At 71.6% G+C, this 16,557-nt stretch carries 19 protein-coding genes; 12 read left to right on the top strand and 7 right to left on the bottom strand.

What is annotated here, in order from left to right:
- Window position 1: 1 nt before the first annotated feature.
- Window positions 2-577: an LOG family protein gene (locus DLJ49_RS03605; protein ID WP_115392156.1), complete on the bottom strand. Its 576-nt coding sequence runs from the start codon at window positions 575-577 to the stop codon at window positions 2-4.
- A gap of 469 nt (window positions 578-1,046) precedes the next feature.
- On the opposite strand from DLJ49_RS03605, the gene DLJ49_RS03600 reads away from it, so the two are divergent.
- On the top strand, window positions 1,047-2,261 hold the full coding sequence (locus DLJ49_RS03600; protein ID WP_147277257.1) for a LysM peptidoglycan-binding domain-containing protein: 1,215 nt from the start codon (window positions 1,047-1,049) through the stop codon (window positions 2,259-2,261).
- Here DLJ49_RS03600 and DLJ49_RS03595 read toward each other — a convergent pair.
- From DLJ49_RS03595 to pyrC, 6 genes are all read right to left on the bottom strand, one after another.
- Window positions 2,258-3,004, bottom strand: coding sequence for an ABC transporter ATP-binding protein (locus DLJ49_RS03595; protein ID WP_115392154.1), 747 nt, complete (start codon window positions 3,002-3,004; stop codon window positions 2,258-2,260). The two genes, DLJ49_RS03600 and DLJ49_RS03595, sit on opposite strands and share 4 nt — an antisense overlap.
- Window positions 3,001-3,774 carry an MlaE family ABC transporter permease gene (locus DLJ49_RS03590; protein ID WP_115392153.1) on the bottom strand — a complete coding sequence of 258 codons (774 nt, stop codon included), beginning with the start codon at window positions 3,772-3,774 and terminating at the stop codon, window positions 3,001-3,003. The genes DLJ49_RS03595 and DLJ49_RS03590 overlap by 4 nt, the downstream gene beginning before the upstream one ends.
- The gene (alr, locus tag DLJ49_RS03585; protein ID WP_115392152.1) at window positions 3,771-4,817 is read right to left on the bottom strand and encodes an alanine racemase; all 1,047 of its coding nucleotides are present in this window, start codon (window positions 4,815-4,817) and stop codon (window positions 3,771-3,773) included. Before alr ends, DLJ49_RS03590 begins: the two co-directional genes overlap by 4 nt.
- Window positions 4,818-4,956: 139 nt before the next feature.
- Window positions 4,957-5,808, bottom strand: coding sequence for a DUF1194 domain-containing protein (locus DLJ49_RS03580; RefSeq protein WP_233488688.1), 852 nt, complete (start codon window positions 5,806-5,808; stop codon window positions 4,957-4,959).
- Window positions 5,809-6,021: 213 nt separating this feature from the next.
- Entirely contained in the window at window positions 6,022-7,602 is a 1,581-nt protein-coding gene (locus DLJ49_RS03575; protein ID WP_115392151.1) for a replicative DNA helicase, read from the bottom strand.
- A gap of 293 nt (window positions 7,603-7,895) precedes the next feature.
- Window positions 7,896-8,936, bottom strand: coding sequence for a dihydroorotase (gene pyrC, locus DLJ49_RS03570; protein WP_115392150.1), 1,041 nt, complete (start codon window positions 8,934-8,936; stop codon window positions 7,896-7,898).
- Between the two features lie 179 nt (window positions 8,937-9,115).
- Here pyrC and DLJ49_RS03565 point away from each other — a divergent pair, with 179 nt between their 5' ends.
- The 11 genes from DLJ49_RS03565 to DLJ49_RS03515 all read left to right on the top strand — a co-directional run bounded on the left by DLJ49_RS03565 (window position 9,116) and on the right by DLJ49_RS03515 (window position 16,552).
- Window positions 9,116-9,985 carry an urease accessory protein UreD gene (locus DLJ49_RS03565; RefSeq protein WP_115392149.1) on the top strand — a complete coding sequence of 290 codons (870 nt, stop codon included), beginning with the start codon at window positions 9,116-9,118 and terminating at the stop codon, window positions 9,983-9,985.
- A 9-nt stretch (window positions 9,986-9,994) separates the two neighbouring features.
- On the top strand, window positions 9,995-10,297 hold the full coding sequence (locus tag DLJ49_RS03560) for an urease subunit gamma (protein WP_115392148.1): 303 nt from the start codon (window positions 9,995-9,997) through the stop codon (window positions 10,295-10,297).
- On the top strand, window positions 10,294-10,857 hold the full coding sequence (locus DLJ49_RS03555; protein WP_115392147.1) for an HD domain-containing protein: 564 nt from the start codon (window positions 10,294-10,296) through the stop codon (window positions 10,855-10,857). Before DLJ49_RS03560 ends, DLJ49_RS03555 begins: the two co-directional genes overlap by 4 nt.
- Window positions 10,848-11,339, top strand: coding sequence for a hypothetical protein (locus tag DLJ49_RS03550; protein WP_115392146.1), 492 nt, complete (start codon window positions 10,848-10,850; stop codon window positions 11,337-11,339). Before DLJ49_RS03555 ends, DLJ49_RS03550 begins: the two co-directional genes overlap by 10 nt.
- Entirely contained in the window at window positions 11,336-11,641 is a 306-nt protein-coding gene (locus DLJ49_RS03545) for an urease subunit beta (RefSeq protein WP_115392145.1), read from the top strand. The genes DLJ49_RS03550 and DLJ49_RS03545 overlap by 4 nt, the downstream gene beginning before the upstream one ends.
- Window positions 11,642-11,708: 67 nt before the next feature.
- The gene (locus DLJ49_RS03540) at window positions 11,709-12,641 is read left to right on the top strand and encodes a hypothetical protein (RefSeq protein ID WP_115392144.1); all 933 of its coding nucleotides are present in this window, start codon (window positions 11,709-11,711) and stop codon (window positions 12,639-12,641) included.
- Window positions 12,642-12,885: 244 nt separating this feature from the next.
- A complete protein-coding gene (locus DLJ49_RS03535; RefSeq protein WP_115392143.1) occupies window positions 12,886-13,194 on the top strand; it encodes an antifreeze protein in 309 nt (102 codons plus the stop codon).
- Between the two features lie 28 nt (window positions 13,195-13,222).
- Window positions 13,223-14,932, top strand: a complete 1,710-nt coding sequence (ureC, locus tag DLJ49_RS03530; RefSeq protein ID WP_115392142.1) for an urease subunit alpha — start codon at window positions 13,223-13,225, stop codon at window positions 14,930-14,932.
- Between the two features lie 195 nt (window positions 14,933-15,127).
- The gene (locus tag DLJ49_RS03525) at window positions 15,128-15,337 is read left to right on the top strand and encodes a hypothetical protein (RefSeq protein WP_115392141.1); all 210 of its coding nucleotides are present in this window, start codon (window positions 15,128-15,130) and stop codon (window positions 15,335-15,337) included.
- Window positions 15,338-15,396: 59 nt separating this feature from the next.
- Window positions 15,397-15,915 (top strand): urease accessory protein UreE, encoded by a 519-nt coding sequence (ureE, locus tag DLJ49_RS03520; protein ID WP_115392140.1) that lies wholly within the window; start codon window positions 15,397-15,399, stop codon window positions 15,913-15,915.
- Window positions 15,872-16,552: an urease accessory protein UreF gene (locus tag DLJ49_RS03515; RefSeq protein ID WP_369932481.1), complete on the top strand. Its 681-nt coding sequence runs from the start codon at window positions 15,872-15,874 to the stop codon at window positions 16,550-16,552. Before ureE ends, DLJ49_RS03515 begins: the two co-directional genes overlap by 44 nt.
- The last annotated feature ends 5 nt before the right edge of the window (window positions 16,553-16,557 follow it).

Raw genomic sequence — 16,557 nt, 5'->3', positions numbered from 1 at the left:
CTCAGGCATCATGCCCGTGCGAGGCGGCGACGAAGTCGACCGCGTCGCCGAGCGCCGCGACCGATCCCGCCACCGTCACCATCCGCGCAAGCTCGGGCCCGGCGAATCCGGCGGTCACGACGCTCTTGAGAAGATGGGTGAACGGATCCCAGTAACCCGCTGTGTTCAAGAGAAAGACGTGCTTGTCATGCAGGCCGAGCTGGCGCCAGGTCAGCGCCTCGAACAGCTCGTCCAGCGTGCCGGCGCCGCCCGGAAGCACCACGATCGCGTCGGCATTCATGAACATCACCTTCTTGCGCTCGTGCATCGTCTCGGTGACCACCAGCGTGTCGAGGTCGCGCTTGCCCACCTCGCGCGCCATCAGGTGCTCGGGGATCACGCCCAGCGTGACCCCGCCCGCCGCCTGAGCCGCGCGCGCCACGCGCCCCATGAGCCCGACATCGCCCGCCCCATAGACCAGCCGCCAGCCGCGCGTCGCCAGCAGGGCGCCCACGGCCTCGGCATCGGCGGCGAAGGCAGGGTCGGCCCCGTCGCGCGACCCGCAATAGACGCACACCGAGAAGATCCCGTGGGGCATGGCGGCAACATCCTTCTTGCTCAATATCTTGTGGTGCCTTAGCGATATTGACCGAGGGCCACAACCGCCCTCAGCATCGGTCGGCTTGCGTGCCTTGGGGATGTGCATGGCGAGGCTCGAATGGAGCGTGTTGGCGCGGCCCGTTCTGGGCGGCGTGGTGGGCGTCGCCGTTGCGGCCGGCGCCGTGTATGGCGTGTTCGGCACCGGGGTCGTGCGTGTCTCGCCGCCGGACCCGGACGCCGCGACGTCTCGAGCGGAGCCCGTCTCGGAGCCCGTCTCCGAGCTCGCGCCCGATGTCGCCGTCGCTGTCTCGCCACCCGTCACGTCGCCTGCGCCCTCGCCGCGGGGGGGGGCGCCCGTGCCGGAGATGTCCGCCGGGCCGGTGCGGCTCGCGCCGCCGGGGGCACCGCCGGGCCCCGGACCGCTCACGTCGACCCTCGCGGCGCCCGAGGCACAGGGCGCCCCTCCGGTGCCCGAAGTGGCCGACACGGCCCCCGCGCCACGTTTCGATCTCGTGCGCGCCGAGCCCGACGGCTCGGTTCTGGTGGCCGGCACCGCGAGGCCGGGAGAGCAGGTGCGGATCGATATCGACGGCGCCGAGGCCGCCGTGGGGCGGGCCGATGCGCAGGGCGGCTTCGTGCTCTTCGTCGATCTGCCGCAGGATGGCCAGGGCCGGGTGCTCGATCTCGTGGCGATCGGGGAAGACGGCGAGGAACGCCGCGCCGACGGTTCGGTGGTGATCGCGCCGCCTGTTGCCGACGCCGAGCCCGACCCGCAAACCGCTGAAGACATGCAGGAAATTGCCTCCGTCGAGCTCCCCGACCCTGCCCCTTCAGCAGACATCGACTCCACGCCGCAAGTCCCTGTCGGCAGTGACGAAACAGGCAACACCAGCCCTGACTCCGCTGCGCCGGCCGCACCTGTGAGGATCGCACCGCAGGCGGCTGGCAAGGCGGGCGAAACCGTGGCCCGGAGCGCTGCGGCCCCGGCCGTGACCCCACGCTCGGACGGGGCGGCTCAAGTGGCTGGCACCACGACACAATCCCCGAGCCGTGTCGCTCCGCAGGCAGAGGTGGCAAGGGGCGTGACAGCCGCCGTCCGGGCGCCTGCAGTGCTGCTTGCCGACAGCGACGGGGTGCGGATGCTCCAGCCCTCCGCGCCGCGCGGCCGGTCGATCGACCGCGTGATCGTCGACATCATCAGCTACGCCGCAGACGGCGCGGTGCTGCTCGAGGGGCGGTCTGCTCCGCCGCCGCCGCCGGTCGACTCGGTGCGCGTGTATCTCGACGGCACCGCCATCGACAGCGCCCCGATCGCCGCAGACGGGTCGTGGAGACTGCCGCTTGTCGACGTTCAGAGCGGCGTCTACACGCTGCGCGTCGACCAGCTCGATCCTGCCGGCCAGGTGGTGTCTCGCTTCGAGACACCGTTCAAGCGGGAGGATCCGGTGGTGCTTGCCCAACTCGAGGCCGGCGCGGCGCCGGTTCCGGGGCAGACCCCCGCGCGGGCCAGCGTCATCACCGTGCAGCCGGGCTACACCCTGTGGGGCATCGCCGCGGATCGCTACGGCAGCGGTTTTCGCTATGTCCAGATCTTCGCGGCCAACGACGACCAGATCCGTGACCCCGACCTGATCTATCCGGGCCAGATCTTCGATCTGCCCGACATCGCCGAAGAGGACTAGCGCAGGGCGCTGATCGGGCCGTCTGCGCGGCCCTCGATGAACTGTGTCACGTAAGGGTCTGCGGTCGCCTCCATCTCTGCGACAGTGCCTTGCCACCGCACGGTCCCTGCGTGCAGCAGGGCGACGCGGTCGGCGATCGCGCGGACCGAGCCCATGTCGTGCGTTATGGTGAGGGCGGTCACCCCCATCTCCGACACGATGCCGCGGATCAGATCGTTGATCACGCCGGCCATGATCGGGTCGAGCCCGGTGGTGGGCTCGTCGAAGAAGATGATCTCGGGATCGGCGGCGATGGCGCGGGCGAGTCCTGCGCGCTTCTGCATGCCACCCGACAACTCCGCCGGATAAAGGTCTGCGATATCCGGAGAAAGCCCCACGCGGCGCAGCTTTTCGATGGCGATCTCGTGGGCCTCGGCCCGCGGGCGGCGGAGCGGGCCGCGCAGGAGGCGAAAGGCCACATTCTCCCAGATCGGCAGCGAGTCGAACAGCGCAGCCCCCTGAAAAAGCATGCCGAATCTGCTCAGGAAGGCCTCGCGCCCCGTGCGGGTGACGGAGTCGCCGTCGAGCAGGACGGCGCCGGCATCCGGCCGGGCGAGACCGAGGATACACTTGAGAAGAACGGACTTTCCGGTACCCGAACCGCCGATGATCACGCAGCTTTCGCCGGTCGCCACGTCGAGCGTGACGCCGTCGAGGACCTGCGTGTCGCCGAACGCCTTGCAAAGCCCTTCCACCCGGATCATGGGCTGAAAAACACTTCTGTCATCAGGTAGTTGGCGGCAAGGACGAGGATCGCGGACGAGACGACCGCCGATGTCGTCGCCCGGCCGACGCCCTGCGCGCCACGATCGGAATTCATTCCGTGATAACAGCCCATGAGGGCCACGATCAGGCCGAAGACCGCGCCCTTGACAAGGCCGGATAGCACGTCGCCCGCCTCGAGGAAGTCGCGCGTCGCCTGCAGGTAGGCGGCAGAGGGGACGCCGAGGCGCGACGTGCCCACCAGCCATCCGCCCATGATCCCGATCGCGTCGCCGACCGCCACGAGCGCCGGCACCGCGATCACGGCGGCGAGCAGGCGGGGGGCCACGAGGTAGCGCATCGGGTCGGTGGAGAGGGTGACCAGCGCGTCGATCTGCTCGGTCACCCGCATCGTGCCGATCTCGGCGGCGATGGACGAGGCGACGCGGGCGGCGACCATCAGCCCGCCCAGGACAGGGCCGAGTTCGCGCACGATGGCGATGGCCACGATCGAGGGCACGACCGATTGGACGTTGAACCGCGCGCCGCCCTCGTAGATCTGCAGCGCGAGCGCGGCCCCCGTGAAAAAGGCGGTCAGCCCCACGACCGGAAGCGAGAAATATCCAATGTTCAGAAGGGCCCGCCGAAGCTCGCTGAAGTAGAAAGGCGGCCGGACGAGCGCGTGGGCCGCCGCCAGCAGGAACAGGACAACCCGCCCGGTGCCGGCCAGAAGCGACAACACGGCGGCGCCGAGCCGTGCAAGATGGCTCATGCGTGGCCCGTGAAGCGGCGCGCGTAGCGGCGGCCGAACGTGGTGAGCACCTCGTAGCCGATCGTGCCCGTGGCCGCGGCGAGCGCGTCGATGCCCTGGGCCGGGCCGAGCGCCTCGAGGGCCTCGGGCACGGGATCCAGCGCCGAGACGTCGCATCCGATCAGGTCCATCGAGACGCGGCCGAGGATCGGGCAGGGCACGTCGCCGGCCCACAGCATGCCGGTATTCGACAGCGCGCGGTCCATCCCGTCGGCGTAGCCTGCGGCGACCGTGGCGACGAGCGTATCCTCATCGGCCGTCCAGGTGGCACTGTAGCCGACGCCCTCGCCGGCGCGCACAAGGCGGGTCTGGATCACCGGCAGGGAGAGCGAGACCACCGGCTTGCCCTCGGTAAACGGCGCGCCGCCGTAGAGACCGATGCCCGGCCGTGTCAGCTCGAAATGGTAGTCGGGGCCCAGCAGGGTGCCGCCCGTGGCCGCCAGCGAGCGCGGCAGGCCCGTCCCGTCGGTCATCGCGCGGAAGGTGGCGAGTTGCGCGGCATTCTGCGCCGCGTCGGGGTCGTCGGAGCTGGCCAGGTGACTCATCAGCAGCGCCGGGCCGGCGCTCAGGACAATGTCGCGCACCGCCTGCCACTCTTCCGGTTCGAGGCCGAGCCGGTTCATCCCTGTGTCGAGCTGGATGCCGAAGGGGTGGCCGGGCAGAGCCTCGATGTGGCGGGTGAGCTGGTCGATGGAGTTGAGCAGCGGGATCAGGCCGAGCTCGCGGATCAGCTCGGCATCGCCTGCCATGTGGCCACCGAAGACGTAGATGTCGGGGCCGCCGCCGAGCACTTCGCGCAGGGCCGGGCCTTCCTCGGCGACGGCGATGAAGAAGCGCCGCGCGCCGGCACGGGCGAGCGTGCGCGCGACCGGGCCTGCGCCAAGGCCGTAACCGTTGGCCTTGACCACGGCGCCCGTCTCGACGTCGGCGCCGGAGGCCGCGTCGAGCGCACGCCAGTTGTCGGCGAGCGCGGCAAGGTCGATGGTGAGATGCCCCGTGCCCATGCCCGCCTTCTGACAGCCGGGCGGAGACAGTCAAGGGAGAGCGTGCATCGCATCGCCCGGCAGGTCATTGCGCCCGGCAAGTCGTTGCTCCCGGCATGGCATGGCGATGTCCCGACTGCGTATCGGCATGCCGGACGCTTCAGGGCGTGCCGCTGCCGCTCCAGATCGCGCGATCCCAGATCTTTTCGCCGATCATGCAGTCGTAGCCGCCCGGTGCCGGGTTCGACGCGCGCCAGACCCGCGCCTCGGGCTCGGGTGTCAGGCCGGCGATCTCGAGCACCAGCTTGCGCCGCACCGCGCCGGCGAACTCGTCCCACGAGCGGACGGGGATGACGAAGGCGCCCGGCCCGCCGATCACGCAATCGGCATAGTAGAGATCGAGGTCGGGCAGGTCCCATCGGCCGCCATACCCCTCGGAGGTCATCAGCGGCAGGCCGTTGATGACGATGCCGGCGGCGATCGCCTCGTCGCGGGCGTCCAGCACGGGGCGGCCCGAATTGTTGGGCCCGTCGCCCGAGACGTCGATTACCTGGCGCAGGCCGCTATAGCCGTTGTTGGTGAACAACCCGACCGAGTAGGAGAGCGCGTTGGAGATCGAGGTGCGCCGCAGCGAGGTGCCGGGCGCGTCGCGCAGCGTGGCGGCGAAGGCCTCGGCGTCGGCCTCCGTCTCGATCAGGGTCCAGTCGATGAGGGTGCGCTGCGCGCCGTCGCCGGCCCATTCGACATAGGTGACCGCGACCCGCCCGAGCAGGCCCGCCCGGACCGCCGCCATGACCTCGGGCGAGGTGATGGCCTCGGCGTAGCCGCGTCGCTGGATATCCATCTCGTGCGGGGTGACCGACAGCGAGACGTCGACCGCGAGCACGAGCTCCACGTCGACCTCCATCCCGTCGATCTCCCACGCGGCGGCAGGCCGCGGCACGACGAGGGCGAGCGCCGTCAGGGCGGCGACGAGCGGGGCCAGGAAGAGGGCGAAACTTCTTTTCGGCATGAGACGAGATTGACGCAAATTCGTTACGAAAGTCTAAGCCGAAACCTGCCGATCGTGCGCACCGTTCCCCCGCGGCGGCTCACGAAAACGAGAGCGGCCGCCAAGGCATCGGTTCCGTTGGGAAAATCTCGGCGCCCGAAAAGGCGGCGGTGCGCGTAAGGCGCGGCGGGCGCGCGGCAGACGGACAGGGCGGCAACGGCCGCCCGCGCCGCCTCAGTAGCCGCCGCCGTCCTGCCAGGGCTGCACGAGGTTGCCGAAGCGGGTGAACTGCCCCTCGAACGACAGCTCGACAGTGCCGATCGGCCCGTGGCGCTGCTTGCCGATGATCACCTCGGCCTTGCCGTGGGCGCGCTCCATCCGCTGCTGCCACTCGGCGATCTTCTCGAGGTTGTCGTCGGCGGGCTTCTCGCGCTCGACGTAATATTCGTGGCGGTAGACGAACATCACCACGTCGGCGTCCTGCTCGATCGAGCCCGATTCGCGCAGGTCCGACAGTTGCGGGCGCTTGTCCTCGCGCGCCTCCACCTGGCGCGACAGCTGCGAGAGGGCGACGACGGGGATGTCGAGCTCCTTGGCGATCGCCTTGAGGCCCTGCGTGATCTCCGACACCTCGTTGACCCGGCTGTCCTTGGCGCTGCCGGGGCGGACGAGCTGCAGGTAGTCCACGAACAGCGCGTCGAGCCCGTGGGTGCGCTTGAGCCGCCGCGCGCGGGCGGCAAGCTGACCGATGGGAAGCGCGGGCGTGTCGTCGATGTAGAGCGGGCAGGATTCGAGCGCCTTGGCGGCTTCGACGAAGCGGCGGAATTCCTCCTCGCTCATGTCGCCGCGGCGAATCTTCTCCGAGGGCACCTCGGCAGCCTCCGACAGGACGCGCGCGGCGAGCTGCTCGGCCGACATCTCGAGCGAATAGAACCCCACGACGCCGCCCGAGACGGCGCCCTCGGCCCCGTCGGGCTTGACGCCCTTGCGGTAGGCGCGGGCGATGTTGAAGGCGATGTTGGTGGCCAGCGACGTCTTGCCCATCGAGGGGCGGCCGGCAAGGATCAGAAGGTCGGACTGGTGCAGGCCGCCGAGCTTGCGGTCGAGGTCGGCGAGACCTGTCGAGAGGCCGGCGAGGCCGCCTTCCCGCTGGTAGGCAGCGTTGGCGACGTGCACCGCGTCGGTCACCGCGCGCAGGAACGACTGGAAGCCGGTCTCGGTGCGCCCCTCGCCGGCGAGCTGGTAGAGCGCGGTCTCGGCCTCTACGATCTGCTCCTTCGGCTCCGAGGCCACGTCGACCCGCGCGGCCTTGTCAGAGATCTCGCGCCCCAGCGCCATCAGCGAGCGGCGGATGGCGAGGTCGTAGACGATCTGGGCATAGTCGCGCGCGGCGAAGCTGGCGATGGCCTGTCCGGCAAGGCGGGCGAGGTAGGCCGGGCCGCCCAGTTCGGCCAGCCCCTCGTCGCGCTCGAGGTAGGTCTTGAGCGTGACCGGCGTCGCGGGCCGGTTCTGCTGGATGCGGGCGGCGCAGATCTCGAAGATCCGGGTATGGACCGGGTCGAAGAAATGCTCGGGCTGCACGACGTTCGAGACACGGTCGAACAGGTCGTTGTTGGTGAGGATCGCGCCGAGAAGCTGCTGCTCGGCCTCGATGTTGTGGGGGAGAGCGCCGGTTTCTCCGGCCTGTCCCTCCCCCCCGCTGCTCGGGCTCGCCTTGTGTTCCCTGTCGGGGGGGTGGCCCCCGCCGCCGTCTCGCCCCGCGCCGCCCTCGCCCCCGTCGGGCCCGGCGGACGGCAGGCCTGCCTGATCGTTCATGCTCGCTCCCCGTGGCCCCCGGCTCCGATCTTTCGCTCCGGGCGCGGTGGGCGCGGGCGGGCGAAGGGGGCGGAGGGCTCTCTCTTGGGTCGGGATCCATACGCCGATGGCGGGCCCCGGGCAAAATGTATAAACCTGTGGATAGTCGGTGAATGGTCCCGACCTACCATATCTTGTCCGCTCACGCGAGGTGTCCGCGTGATCTGGGTGACGAATATGTGACACCGGCCGAAATGAAGGGGCGAAGCGGGCGACGCCACCCAGCGACGCGGCCGCTTACCGTTGGTCGGTGCTCATTCCTGCACGCGCCAGAGAATCTCCCGGCCCGGGTCGAACACGGTCACGGGGCCGTCGCCGGTCTCGAGTCGTTCGGGCGCAGGATGCGGGCCGTCCTTGACAAGGGTCAGCGTCTCCTCGCTGGGCGGAAGGCCGTAGAAGGCGGGGCCGTTGAGCGACGTGAACGCCTCGAGCCGGTCGAGCGCGCCGGCCTCGTCGAAGACCTGCGCGAGGCAGGCCATCGTCACGGGGGCCGAGAAGATGCCCGCGCAGCCGCAGGGCTGGAGCTTGAGCGGATCGACATGGGGCGCGCTGTCGGTGCCGAGGAAGGCGCGGGGGTGGCCGCGCGTCACCAGCTCCACCAGCGCGTCGCGGTGACGGGCACGCTTGGCGACGGGCAGGCAGTAGTATTGGGGCCGGATGCCGCCGGCCAGGATGTGGTTGCGGTCGATCATCAGGTGATGGGTCGTCACCGTCGCCGCCAGCGTCTCGTCGCCTTGCCGGAGGTAGGCGACCGCGTCCTCGGTGGTGATGTGCTCCATGATCACCCGCAGGCCGGGCGTGCGGGCGCGCAGCGGGTCGAGCACCGTCTCGATGAACACGGCCTCGCGGTCGAAGATGTCGACCTCGGGGTCGGTCACCTCGCCGTGGACGCAGAGCGGCAAGCCGGCCTCTGCCATCGCGTCGAGCACGGGCTGGACCTTGCGGATGTCGCGCACGCCAGAGGCGGAGTTGGTCGTGGCGCCGGCCGGGTACAGCTTGACGGCGGTAACCGTGCCGTCGCGGTGGGCCTGCACGACGTCGGCGGGGTCGGTCTGCTCGGTGAGATAGAGCGTCATCAGGGGCGTGAAGCCGCTTGCCGGCGGCAGGGCCGCCTCGATCCGGGCGCGGTAGGCGCGGGCATCGGCGCCGGTCAACACGGGCGGCACGAGGTTGGGCATGACGATGGCGCGGGCGAAGTGGCGCGCGCTTTCGGGGGCGACGGCGGCCAGCACCGCCCCGTCGCGCAGGTGCAGGTGCCAGTCGTCGGGGCGGCGGATCACGAGACGGTCGACCATGCGGCGGCGATACCCGCCCGGCCATGGCTTGACCAGCGCCCGCGACGCCGCAGGAGGGGCGGTAGGGCGCCCAATTATCGGGCAGAGCCGGCGCGTGCGGGCCCGAATGCGTAGCGCGGCGTCATGCTGCGTTGCAGCATGACCGGAAATCTGTCATTGCCTCACCAGAAAGGCCGCAGATGTTCGACACTTCCGACCGCAGCGCGACCAGCCCCGGCACGTCTCGCCCCGCCCTCCAGCGGGCGCGGGGCGCGGCGATGGCGGCACTTTCGCTTCGCCGCGGGCGCACCCGGCTCGACGGGCTGCGCCAGCAGGGCTGCGCCAAGGCCTTCCTGCCGCGTGAGCCGGGCGACCCCGAGATCGTGTTCCTCAACACCTCGGGTGGCCTGACCGGGGGCGACCGCCTCGCCTACACGCTCACGCTGGGCGAGGGGGCGCGCGTCACCGCCACCACCCAGACTGCCGAGCGCGCCTATGCCGCGCCCGGGGCCGAGGCGGCCGCCCGGCTCGACGTGCGGCTCGAGGCGGGGGCGGGGACGCGGCTCGACTGGCTGCCGCAGGAGACGATCCTCTACGACGGCGCGGCGCTCGAGCGGCAGACCGAGATCGCGCTTGGCCCCGATGCCGAGCTGCTGATGTGCGAGACGCTGGTGCTCGGCCGCGCCGCGATGGGCGAGCGCGTGCGCCGTCTGCGCCTTTTCGACCGCCGGTCGGTGACGCGTGAGGGCCGCCCGGTGCTGATCGACGCGGTCGGCCTTGCCGACGGTAGCCTCGCGGCCGGGGCAGGGGAGGCGGGCCTCGCCGGTGCCCGCGCCGTCGCCCTCGTCGCTCTCGTCGCCCCCGGCGCCGAGGACGCCGCCGGCCCCCTGCGCGCCCTGCCGCTGCCCGAGGGCGTGCGCGGGGCCGTCTCGGGCTGGGACGGCAAATGCGTGATGCGACTGATGGCCGGCGATTCGTGGCCGCTCCGGCTGGCGCTCGCCGCTGCCCTGCGGCATCTTCGGGCGGGGCGCGGCGATCCGCCCGCGTTGCCCCGCGTCTGGCAGATCTGAGGAGGCCCGATGAACCTCACCCCCCGAGAGAAGGACAAGCTGCTGGTGTCGATGGCGGCGATGGTCGCGCGCCGGCGCCTGGAGCGCGGCGTCAAGCTGAACCATCCCGAGGCGATCGCGCTGATCACCGACACGGTGGTCGAGGGCGCCCGCGACGGCCGCACGGTGGCCGACCTGATGGAGGCCGGCGCGCATGTCGTCACCGCCGAGCAGTGCATGGAGGGGGTGGCCGAGATGATCCACGAGGTGCAGGTCGAGGCGACCTTTCCCGATGGAACCAAGCTGGTGACGGTGCATCACCCGATCAGATGACCGACGCGGCCCTCCTCCTCCGTGCGGCCGACCGTGCCGCCCGCGCCCATGCCGGCCAGACCCGCAAGGGCGGGCGGGTGCCGTATGTCAACCATGTGATCGAGGTCGCGCGGCTGGTGGCAGAGGACGGGCGCCAGGCCGAGACGGTGGCCGCGGCGCTCCTGCACGATGTGGTCGAGGACACGCGGACGACGCTCGCCGAGATCGAGGCCGAGTTCGGCGGCACCGTCGCGGCGCTGGTCGGCCACCTGACCGACGCGCCGGACTGGGACGCGCTGCCCCGGCCCGAGCGCAAGCGGCGGCAGGCCGCGCATATCGCCCGGGCCCCGATCGAGGCGCGCGCGATCAAGATCGCCGACCAGACGTCGAACGTGCGCGACGTGGGCCGCCTGCCGCGGGGATGGGCGCCGGGCGAGGCCGAGGCCTATGTCGCCGAGACGGGGCCGGTGGTCGACGCCTGCCGCGACGCTGCGCCCCGCCTTGCCGCCATGTATGACGCGGCGGTGCGCGAGGCGCGGGCGGGCCTGGCCGCGGCGGGGGGAGGGCGGACATGCTGCTGAGCCTGCTCCTCGGGGCCGCAGCGGGCTGGGCGCTCACGCGCACCGAGCCGGTGCTCGCGCGCCTGATCGCCGCCGCGCTCAAGGCCGAGGTGGCGCTCGACCCGCGCGATTTCCGCGTGCTGACGCTGCTGGCGCTGCTCGCGCTCGCGGCGCTGGTGATCGCGGCGTCGGGGGTCGACTCGTCGCTCTTCGCCGCCCTGCTCGGGGCGGCGCTCGGCCATTTCGGGCCTGACCTCTACCGTTTCCTCCGCGACCCCAATGCCGTGCCCGACGACGCGCGCTGGGACGGGCGCATGCGCGAGCCGGGCTCGCGCCGGGTGCACCGGGCGCAGTCGTCCGGGGCGACCGGACCGCACGGAGCGCCTGACGAGGCCGACCCCGATGCCGAGACGCTGCGCGCCGTCTCGGCCGAGCTAGAGGGCAAAGAGGTGCCCCCGGCGCCCCCGCCCGGACCGACAGACCAAGAGGAGCCCCGCCGATGATTCCCGGAGAGATCGTGACGCCCGAGGGCGAGATCAGCCTCAACGCGGGGCGCGACCCCCTCACGCTGACCGTCGAGAACACGGGCGACCGGCCGGTGCAGGTGGGCAGCCATTACCATTTTGCCGAGACCAACGCCGCGCTCCGCTTCGACCGCGATGCGGCCCGGGGCATGCGCCTCGACATCGCGGCAGGCACGGCGGTGCGCTTCGAGCCGGGGCAGACCCGCGAGGTGCGGCTGGTGCCCTATGCCGGGGCACGGCGGGTCGTCGGCTTCAACGCGGCCGTCATGGGGGACCTGTGAGGCAGGGCGGCCAACCCCGAGGGCCGGGCCGAGTGCCTTGCCCATGTCAGAACGACAGGAGACCTTGATGACACCTTTCACCACCCCGCTCGAGATGTTCAGCGCGGGCGTCGCCCTGTGGAGCCGCCACGCAGCGATGCAGGCCGAGATGATGCGGATGGGCCTGACCGTGGCGCAGACCATCGGCCACGGCATGACGCTACCCGCGATGATGGCGATGGAGATGGTGCCGCCGCCCGGTGTGGCGCGGCCGAAGTCCGCGACGCCCGGCAAAGGCGCCACCGTGCAGGCGCTGCGCCCCGCCGGTAAGGCGACGACCCGCAAGGCGCCCCCGCGGACGGCAGCGCCAAAGGCGGCAGCGCCGAAGGCGGAGCCGAAAGAGGCGCCCACGCCCACGCCCGCGGCGAAGCAACACGCGCCCGCGACGCCCAAGGCCGCAAAGTCCGGCGCCGCCGAGCCCGATACTGCCAAGACCACCCCCTCCAAGGCCGGACCGGCCAAGGCGGAGTCGGCCAAGGCGGAGCCGGCGAAGGCTCCGGCCGGGCCCGCGGCCAAGTCCAAGCCCGCGACGAAGCCCGCCGCCCGCAAGCCCGCCGCCCGCAAGGCGTCTGGCACCCGCGCCACTCGGGCCAAGGCGCCCGCGGCCAGGTCGACGACGCCCACCGCGGCGAACGGGTCTGCAAGCCCGTCGGGCGAGGGCACGTCGGGCGAGGGCACGTCGGGTGCGGGCAAGGCGCCCAAGGCCTCGTCGGCGACAGCGGCTGCCACGGTGAAGAAGGAGCCGGAGGGCTCCGCGTCCACCGCCGCCCAGCCCACCGCAGCCCAGCCCACCGCTGCCCAGCCTACCGCTGCCGAGCGCAGCGCCGCCAAGCGCGCCCGCCGCGCTCCCTCGGCGCCCAGGCCCATGCCGGAGCCCGCGCCGCGCGCCGCCGAGGCCCCGGAGGCGACCGAGGACGCAAGGGCGTCGCTTCCCCCGTCCGGGGCGAAGGGCAGCGAATGAGCCAGGCCGCGCCTGCACCGCACCAGCCCCTTGCGCTTTTCGGCGCAGGGGCTACTTTTGGATCTAACGAGCAGATTACGGGAGACCCGCCTCATGCCGGCGCGCAGCCTGATCGAACGGCTCATCGAGCTTCTGGCCCCCAAGCCGCAGCCACAGCCCATCCCCGTCCGCGTCGACCAGAACCGGCGGCGCTGACGCCCCGGCCGCCGGTCGCGGCCGCCAGCCTCTCCGGGGAGGGTGCGCCTTGAGCCGCGGCCCCGGTCACCTTCCGCTTTCGGCCTACGCCACTGCGCTCGAGGCGGCGTTCCTGATGCAGGAAGCCGCCTCGGTCTGGGCGCTTCGGGCCGCCGCGCTGTCGGGCCTGCGCCCGCTCGCCCCGGGCGAAGCTCTGCGCATGGTCGCCGAGAAGCCTCCCGCCTTCGCAGCCTCCGCCCATGCCGCGCTCGACGCCGCCCTCCGCGGGCGCCGCGCCGACGAGGTGATGGCCGCCGCCTTGCGCCCGCTGCGGCGCGAGGCGCGGGCCAATGTCGCGCGCCTTTCCCGCACTCCCTGACACGACCCGACCAGCCGAGGGACAGCCCATGCCTGCCACGATCTCCCGCGACACCTACGCCGCGATGTTCGGCCCCACCACGGGCGACAAGGTGCGGCTCGCCGATACCGAGCTGTGGATCGAGGTGGAGGACGACCGGACAGTCTATGGCGAGGAGGTGAAGTTCGGCGGGGGCAAGGTGATCCGCGACGGGATGGGGCAGAGCCAGGTGACCCGCGCCGAGGGCGCCGTCGACACGGTCATCACCAACGCGCTGATCGTCGACGTGACCGGCATCTACAAGGCCGACGTGGGCCTCAAGGACGGCCGGATCGAGAAGATCGGCAAGGCCGGCAACCCCGACACGCAGCCCGCGGTCGATATCGTGATCGGCCCGGGGACCGAGGTGATCGCGGGCGAGGGCAAGATCCTGACCGCCGGCGGGTTCGACGCGCATATCCACTGGATCTGCCCGCAGCAGATAGACGACGCCCTGCACTCCGGGCTGACGACCATGCTCGGCGGCGGCACCGGCCCGGCGCACGGCACGCTGGCCACCACCTGCACGCCGGGCCCGTGGCATATCGGGCGGATGCTGCAGGCGACCGACGGCGTGCCGATGAACGTGGCCTTCGCCGGCAAGGGCAACGCCTCGCGCCCCGACGCCCTGCGCGAGATGGTCGAGGCGGGCGCCTGCGCGCTCAAGCTCCACGAGGACTGGGGCACGACGCCCGCCGCCATCGACTGCTGCCTCGGCGTGGCCGACGCGATGGACGTGCAGGTGATGATCCACACCGACACGCTCAACGAGAGCGGCTTCGTCGAGAACACGATCAAGGCGATCGGCGGGCGCACCATCCACGCCTTTCACACCGAGGGGGCAGGGGGCGGGCACGCGCCCGACATCATCAAGGTGGCAGGGCTGCCCAACGTGCTGCCCTCGTCGACCAACCCCACGCGGCCCTACACGGTGAACACGCTCGAAGAGCATCTCGACATGCTCATGGTCTGCCATCACCTCGACAAGTCGATCCCCGAGGACGTGGCCTTCGCCGAGAGCCGCATCCGCAAGGAGACGATCGCCGCCGAGGACATCCTGCACGACATGGGCGCCTTCTCGATCATCGCCTCCGACAGCCAGGCGATGGGACGGGTCGGCGAGGTGATCACCCGCACCTGGCAGACGGCGCACAAGATGAAGGTGCAGCGCGGCCGGCTGGCCGAGGAGACGGGCGAGAACGACAACATCCGCGTGCGCCGCTACATCGCCAAGTACACGATCAACCCGGCCATCGCCCACGGCATCGGGGCGCATATCGGCACGGTGGAGGCGGGCAAGCGCGCCGACCTCGTGTTGTGGTCGCCCGCCATGTTCGGCGCCAAGCCCGAGATGGTGTTGATCGGCGGCTCGATCGTGCTGGCGCAGATGGGCGACCCCAACGCCTCGATCCCCACGCCCCAGCCGGTCTATTCCCGCCCGATGTTCGGCGCGATGGGCCGCGCGGTCGAGCGCTCGGCCGTCGCCTTCGTCTCAAAGGCGGCGCAGGCGCGCGGTGTGCGCGAGGCGCTGGGGCTGGCGCGCGACACGCTGGCAGTCGAGGAGATCCGCGGCGTGACAAAGGCCGACATGGCGATGAACACGCTGTGCCCCGAGATCGAGGTGAACCCCGAGACCTACGAGGTTCGCGCCGACGGCGCGCTGCTCACCTGCGAGCCCGCGACCGAGCTGCCGCTGGCGCAACGGTATTTCCTGTTCTGACCGTTGGTCGGGGCGACGCCCCACCGAACATCTCGGCGCGATGACGGGTCCTCGGGCAGGGCTCGGCCCGTTTTGCATGGCCGGGCCGCCCTGCCATGCGCCTGGCGCAGGGCCGGCTTGCCGGAGCGAGTGTTGTGCTGCACTGCAGCGAAGCGTAGCTGAAGGGGCGACACCGTTCGAGAAAGGATCGCCGCCATGGCCACTCTGACCGCCACCCGCCCCGTGCCGCACTCGGTTTTCGCCCCGTTTCGGGCGCTTGGCCGCTTCATCGTGATGTTTCGCGGTGCCGGGCTCGCGGCCGCCGAGGTGGAAAGCCTGTCGCGCCTGCCCGACGAGGCCCTCGCCGCGCGTGGCCTCTCGCGCAGCGAGATCGTGCCCCATGCAATGCGTCACCTCGACATCTGAGGCCCTTTTCATGCCGCGGTGCGGCAGCTAGGCTCGTGGCCGATGGACAGGAGCCTGCCATGACCGATCTGCCCCGCGCCCATGCGCTTCGCCGTGAGGGAGGCGCCGATGCGGATGAAACCGTCTCGCTCGACTACGAGGGGCGCTTCGTGCGCCGGAAACGGCTGGTAAGCGACACGGGCCACCCCTTTCTCGTGGATCTGGCCGAAGTGACGTCGCTCGACGACGGCGACGCGCTGGAGCTGACCGATGGCAGGCTGGTGGCCGTGCGCGCCGCGCCCGAGGCGTTGCTGTCGGTCACGGGGCCGTCGCTAGCGCGCCTCGCCTGGCATATCGGCAACCGCCACACGCCCTGCCGGATCGAGGCGGAGCGGCTGCTGATCCGCGACGACCACGTGCTCGCAGACATGCTCCGGCGCCTCGGCGCAGAAGTGACGCCGCTCACGGCGCCCTTCCAGCCCGAGGGGGGCGCCTACGGCCACGGTCGCACGCTCGGTCATGCCCACGGCCCCCAACCGGGGCACGGGCATGATCATGGGCATCACCACGGGCATACCCATCACGACCATGAGCACTGAGAGCGGCGAGGCGGGCCTGCTTACGCTCGCGCAATGGCTCTCGCCGGCCTTTCCCCTCGGCAGCTTCGCCTATTCCCACGGCCTCGAGACGGCGATTGCCGAGGGCCGCGTGACCTCGGCCGCCGCGCTGGAAGCCTGGCTGCGCCACCTGTTGCGCTTCGGGTCGGGCCGCTCCGACGCGGTGCTGCTGCACGCCGCGCTTCGCGGCGATGACGCCGATACGCTGGCCGACCTCGCCCGCGCCCTCGCGCCCTCCGCCGAGCGCCTGCGCGAGACCGAGGAGCAGGGCGCCGCGCTGGCCCGCACCGTCAACGCGCTCACCGGCCAGGCCGAGCCCGCCCGCCCGCTGCCGGTGGCGCTCGGCGTGGCGGCGCGCGGCCTCGACCTGCCGCCGGTGAGGGTCGCCGCGCTTTACCTGCACGCCTTCGCGTCGAACCTCACCTCGTGCGCCACCCGCTTCGTGCCGCTTGGACAGACCGAGGCGCAGGCCGCGCTCGCCCGCCTCGCCCCCGACATCGCGGCCACCGCCGCCGAGACCGAGGGGCAAGAGCCCGCGCGCATCGCCACGTCCGCCTTTGGCGCCGATCTCGCCGCGATGGCGCACGAGACGCTTCCCGTCCGCATATTCAAGACATGAGATGC

Source organism: Rhodovulum sp. 12E13 (assembly GCF_003340565.1).
Lineage (GTDB): Bacteria > Pseudomonadota > Alphaproteobacteria > Rhodobacterales > Rhodobacteraceae > HLUCCA09.
This window is presented reverse-complemented; position numbering and strand designations above follow the sequence as displayed.

Coding starts and splice junctions, on each gene's coding strand:
- DLJ49_RS03605 (WP_115392156.1), bottom strand. CDS start 577: ATGCCCCACGGGATCTTCTCGGTGTGCGTCTATTGCGGGTCGCGCGAC.
- DLJ49_RS03595 (WP_115392154.1), bottom strand. CDS start 3,004: ATGATCCGGGTGGAAGGGCTTTGCAAGGCGTTCGGCGACACGCAGGTC.
- DLJ49_RS03590 (WP_115392153.1), bottom strand. CDS start 3,774: ATGAGCCATCTTGCACGGCTCGGCGCCGCCGTGTTGTCGCTTCTGGCC.
- alr (WP_115392152.1), bottom strand. CDS start 4,817: ATGGGCACGGGGCATCTCACCATCGACCTTGCCGCGCTCGCCGACAAC.
- DLJ49_RS03580 (WP_233488688.1), bottom strand. CDS start 5,808: ATGCCGAAAAGAAGTTTCGCCCTCTTCCTGGCCCCGCTCGTCGCCGCC.
- DLJ49_RS03575 (WP_115392151.1), bottom strand. CDS start 7,602: ATGAACGATCAGGCAGGCCTGCCGTCCGCCGGGCCCGACGGGGGCGAG.
- pyrC (WP_115392150.1), bottom strand. CDS start 8,936: ATGGTCGACCGTCTCGTGATCCGCCGCCCCGACGACTGGCACCTGCAC.
- DLJ49_RS03565 (WP_115392149.1), top strand. CDS start 9,116: ATGTTCGACACTTCCGACCGCAGCGCGACCAGCCCCGGCACGTCTCGC.
- DLJ49_RS03560 (WP_115392148.1), top strand. CDS start 9,995: ATGAACCTCACCCCCCGAGAGAAGGACAAGCTGCTGGTGTCGATGGCG.
- DLJ49_RS03555 (WP_115392147.1), top strand. CDS start 10,294: ATGACCGACGCGGCCCTCCTCCTCCGTGCGGCCGACCGTGCCGCCCGC.
- DLJ49_RS03550 (WP_115392146.1), top strand. CDS start 10,848: ATGCTGCTGAGCCTGCTCCTCGGGGCCGCAGCGGGCTGGGCGCTCACG.
- DLJ49_RS03545 (WP_115392145.1), top strand. CDS start 11,336: ATGATTCCCGGAGAGATCGTGACGCCCGAGGGCGAGATCAGCCTCAAC.
- DLJ49_RS03540 (WP_115392144.1), top strand. CDS start 11,709: ATGACACCTTTCACCACCCCGCTCGAGATGTTCAGCGCGGGCGTCGCC.
- ureC (WP_115392142.1), top strand. CDS start 13,223: ATGCCTGCCACGATCTCCCGCGACACCTACGCCGCGATGTTCGGCCCC.
- DLJ49_RS03525 (WP_115392141.1), top strand. CDS start 15,128: ATGGCCACTCTGACCGCCACCCGCCCCGTGCCGCACTCGGTTTTCGCC.
- ureE (WP_115392140.1), top strand. CDS start 15,397: ATGACCGATCTGCCCCGCGCCCATGCGCTTCGCCGTGAGGGAGGCGCC.
- DLJ49_RS03515 (WP_369932481.1), top strand. CDS start 15,872: ATGGGCATCACCACGGGCATACCCATCACGACCATGAGCACTGAGAGC.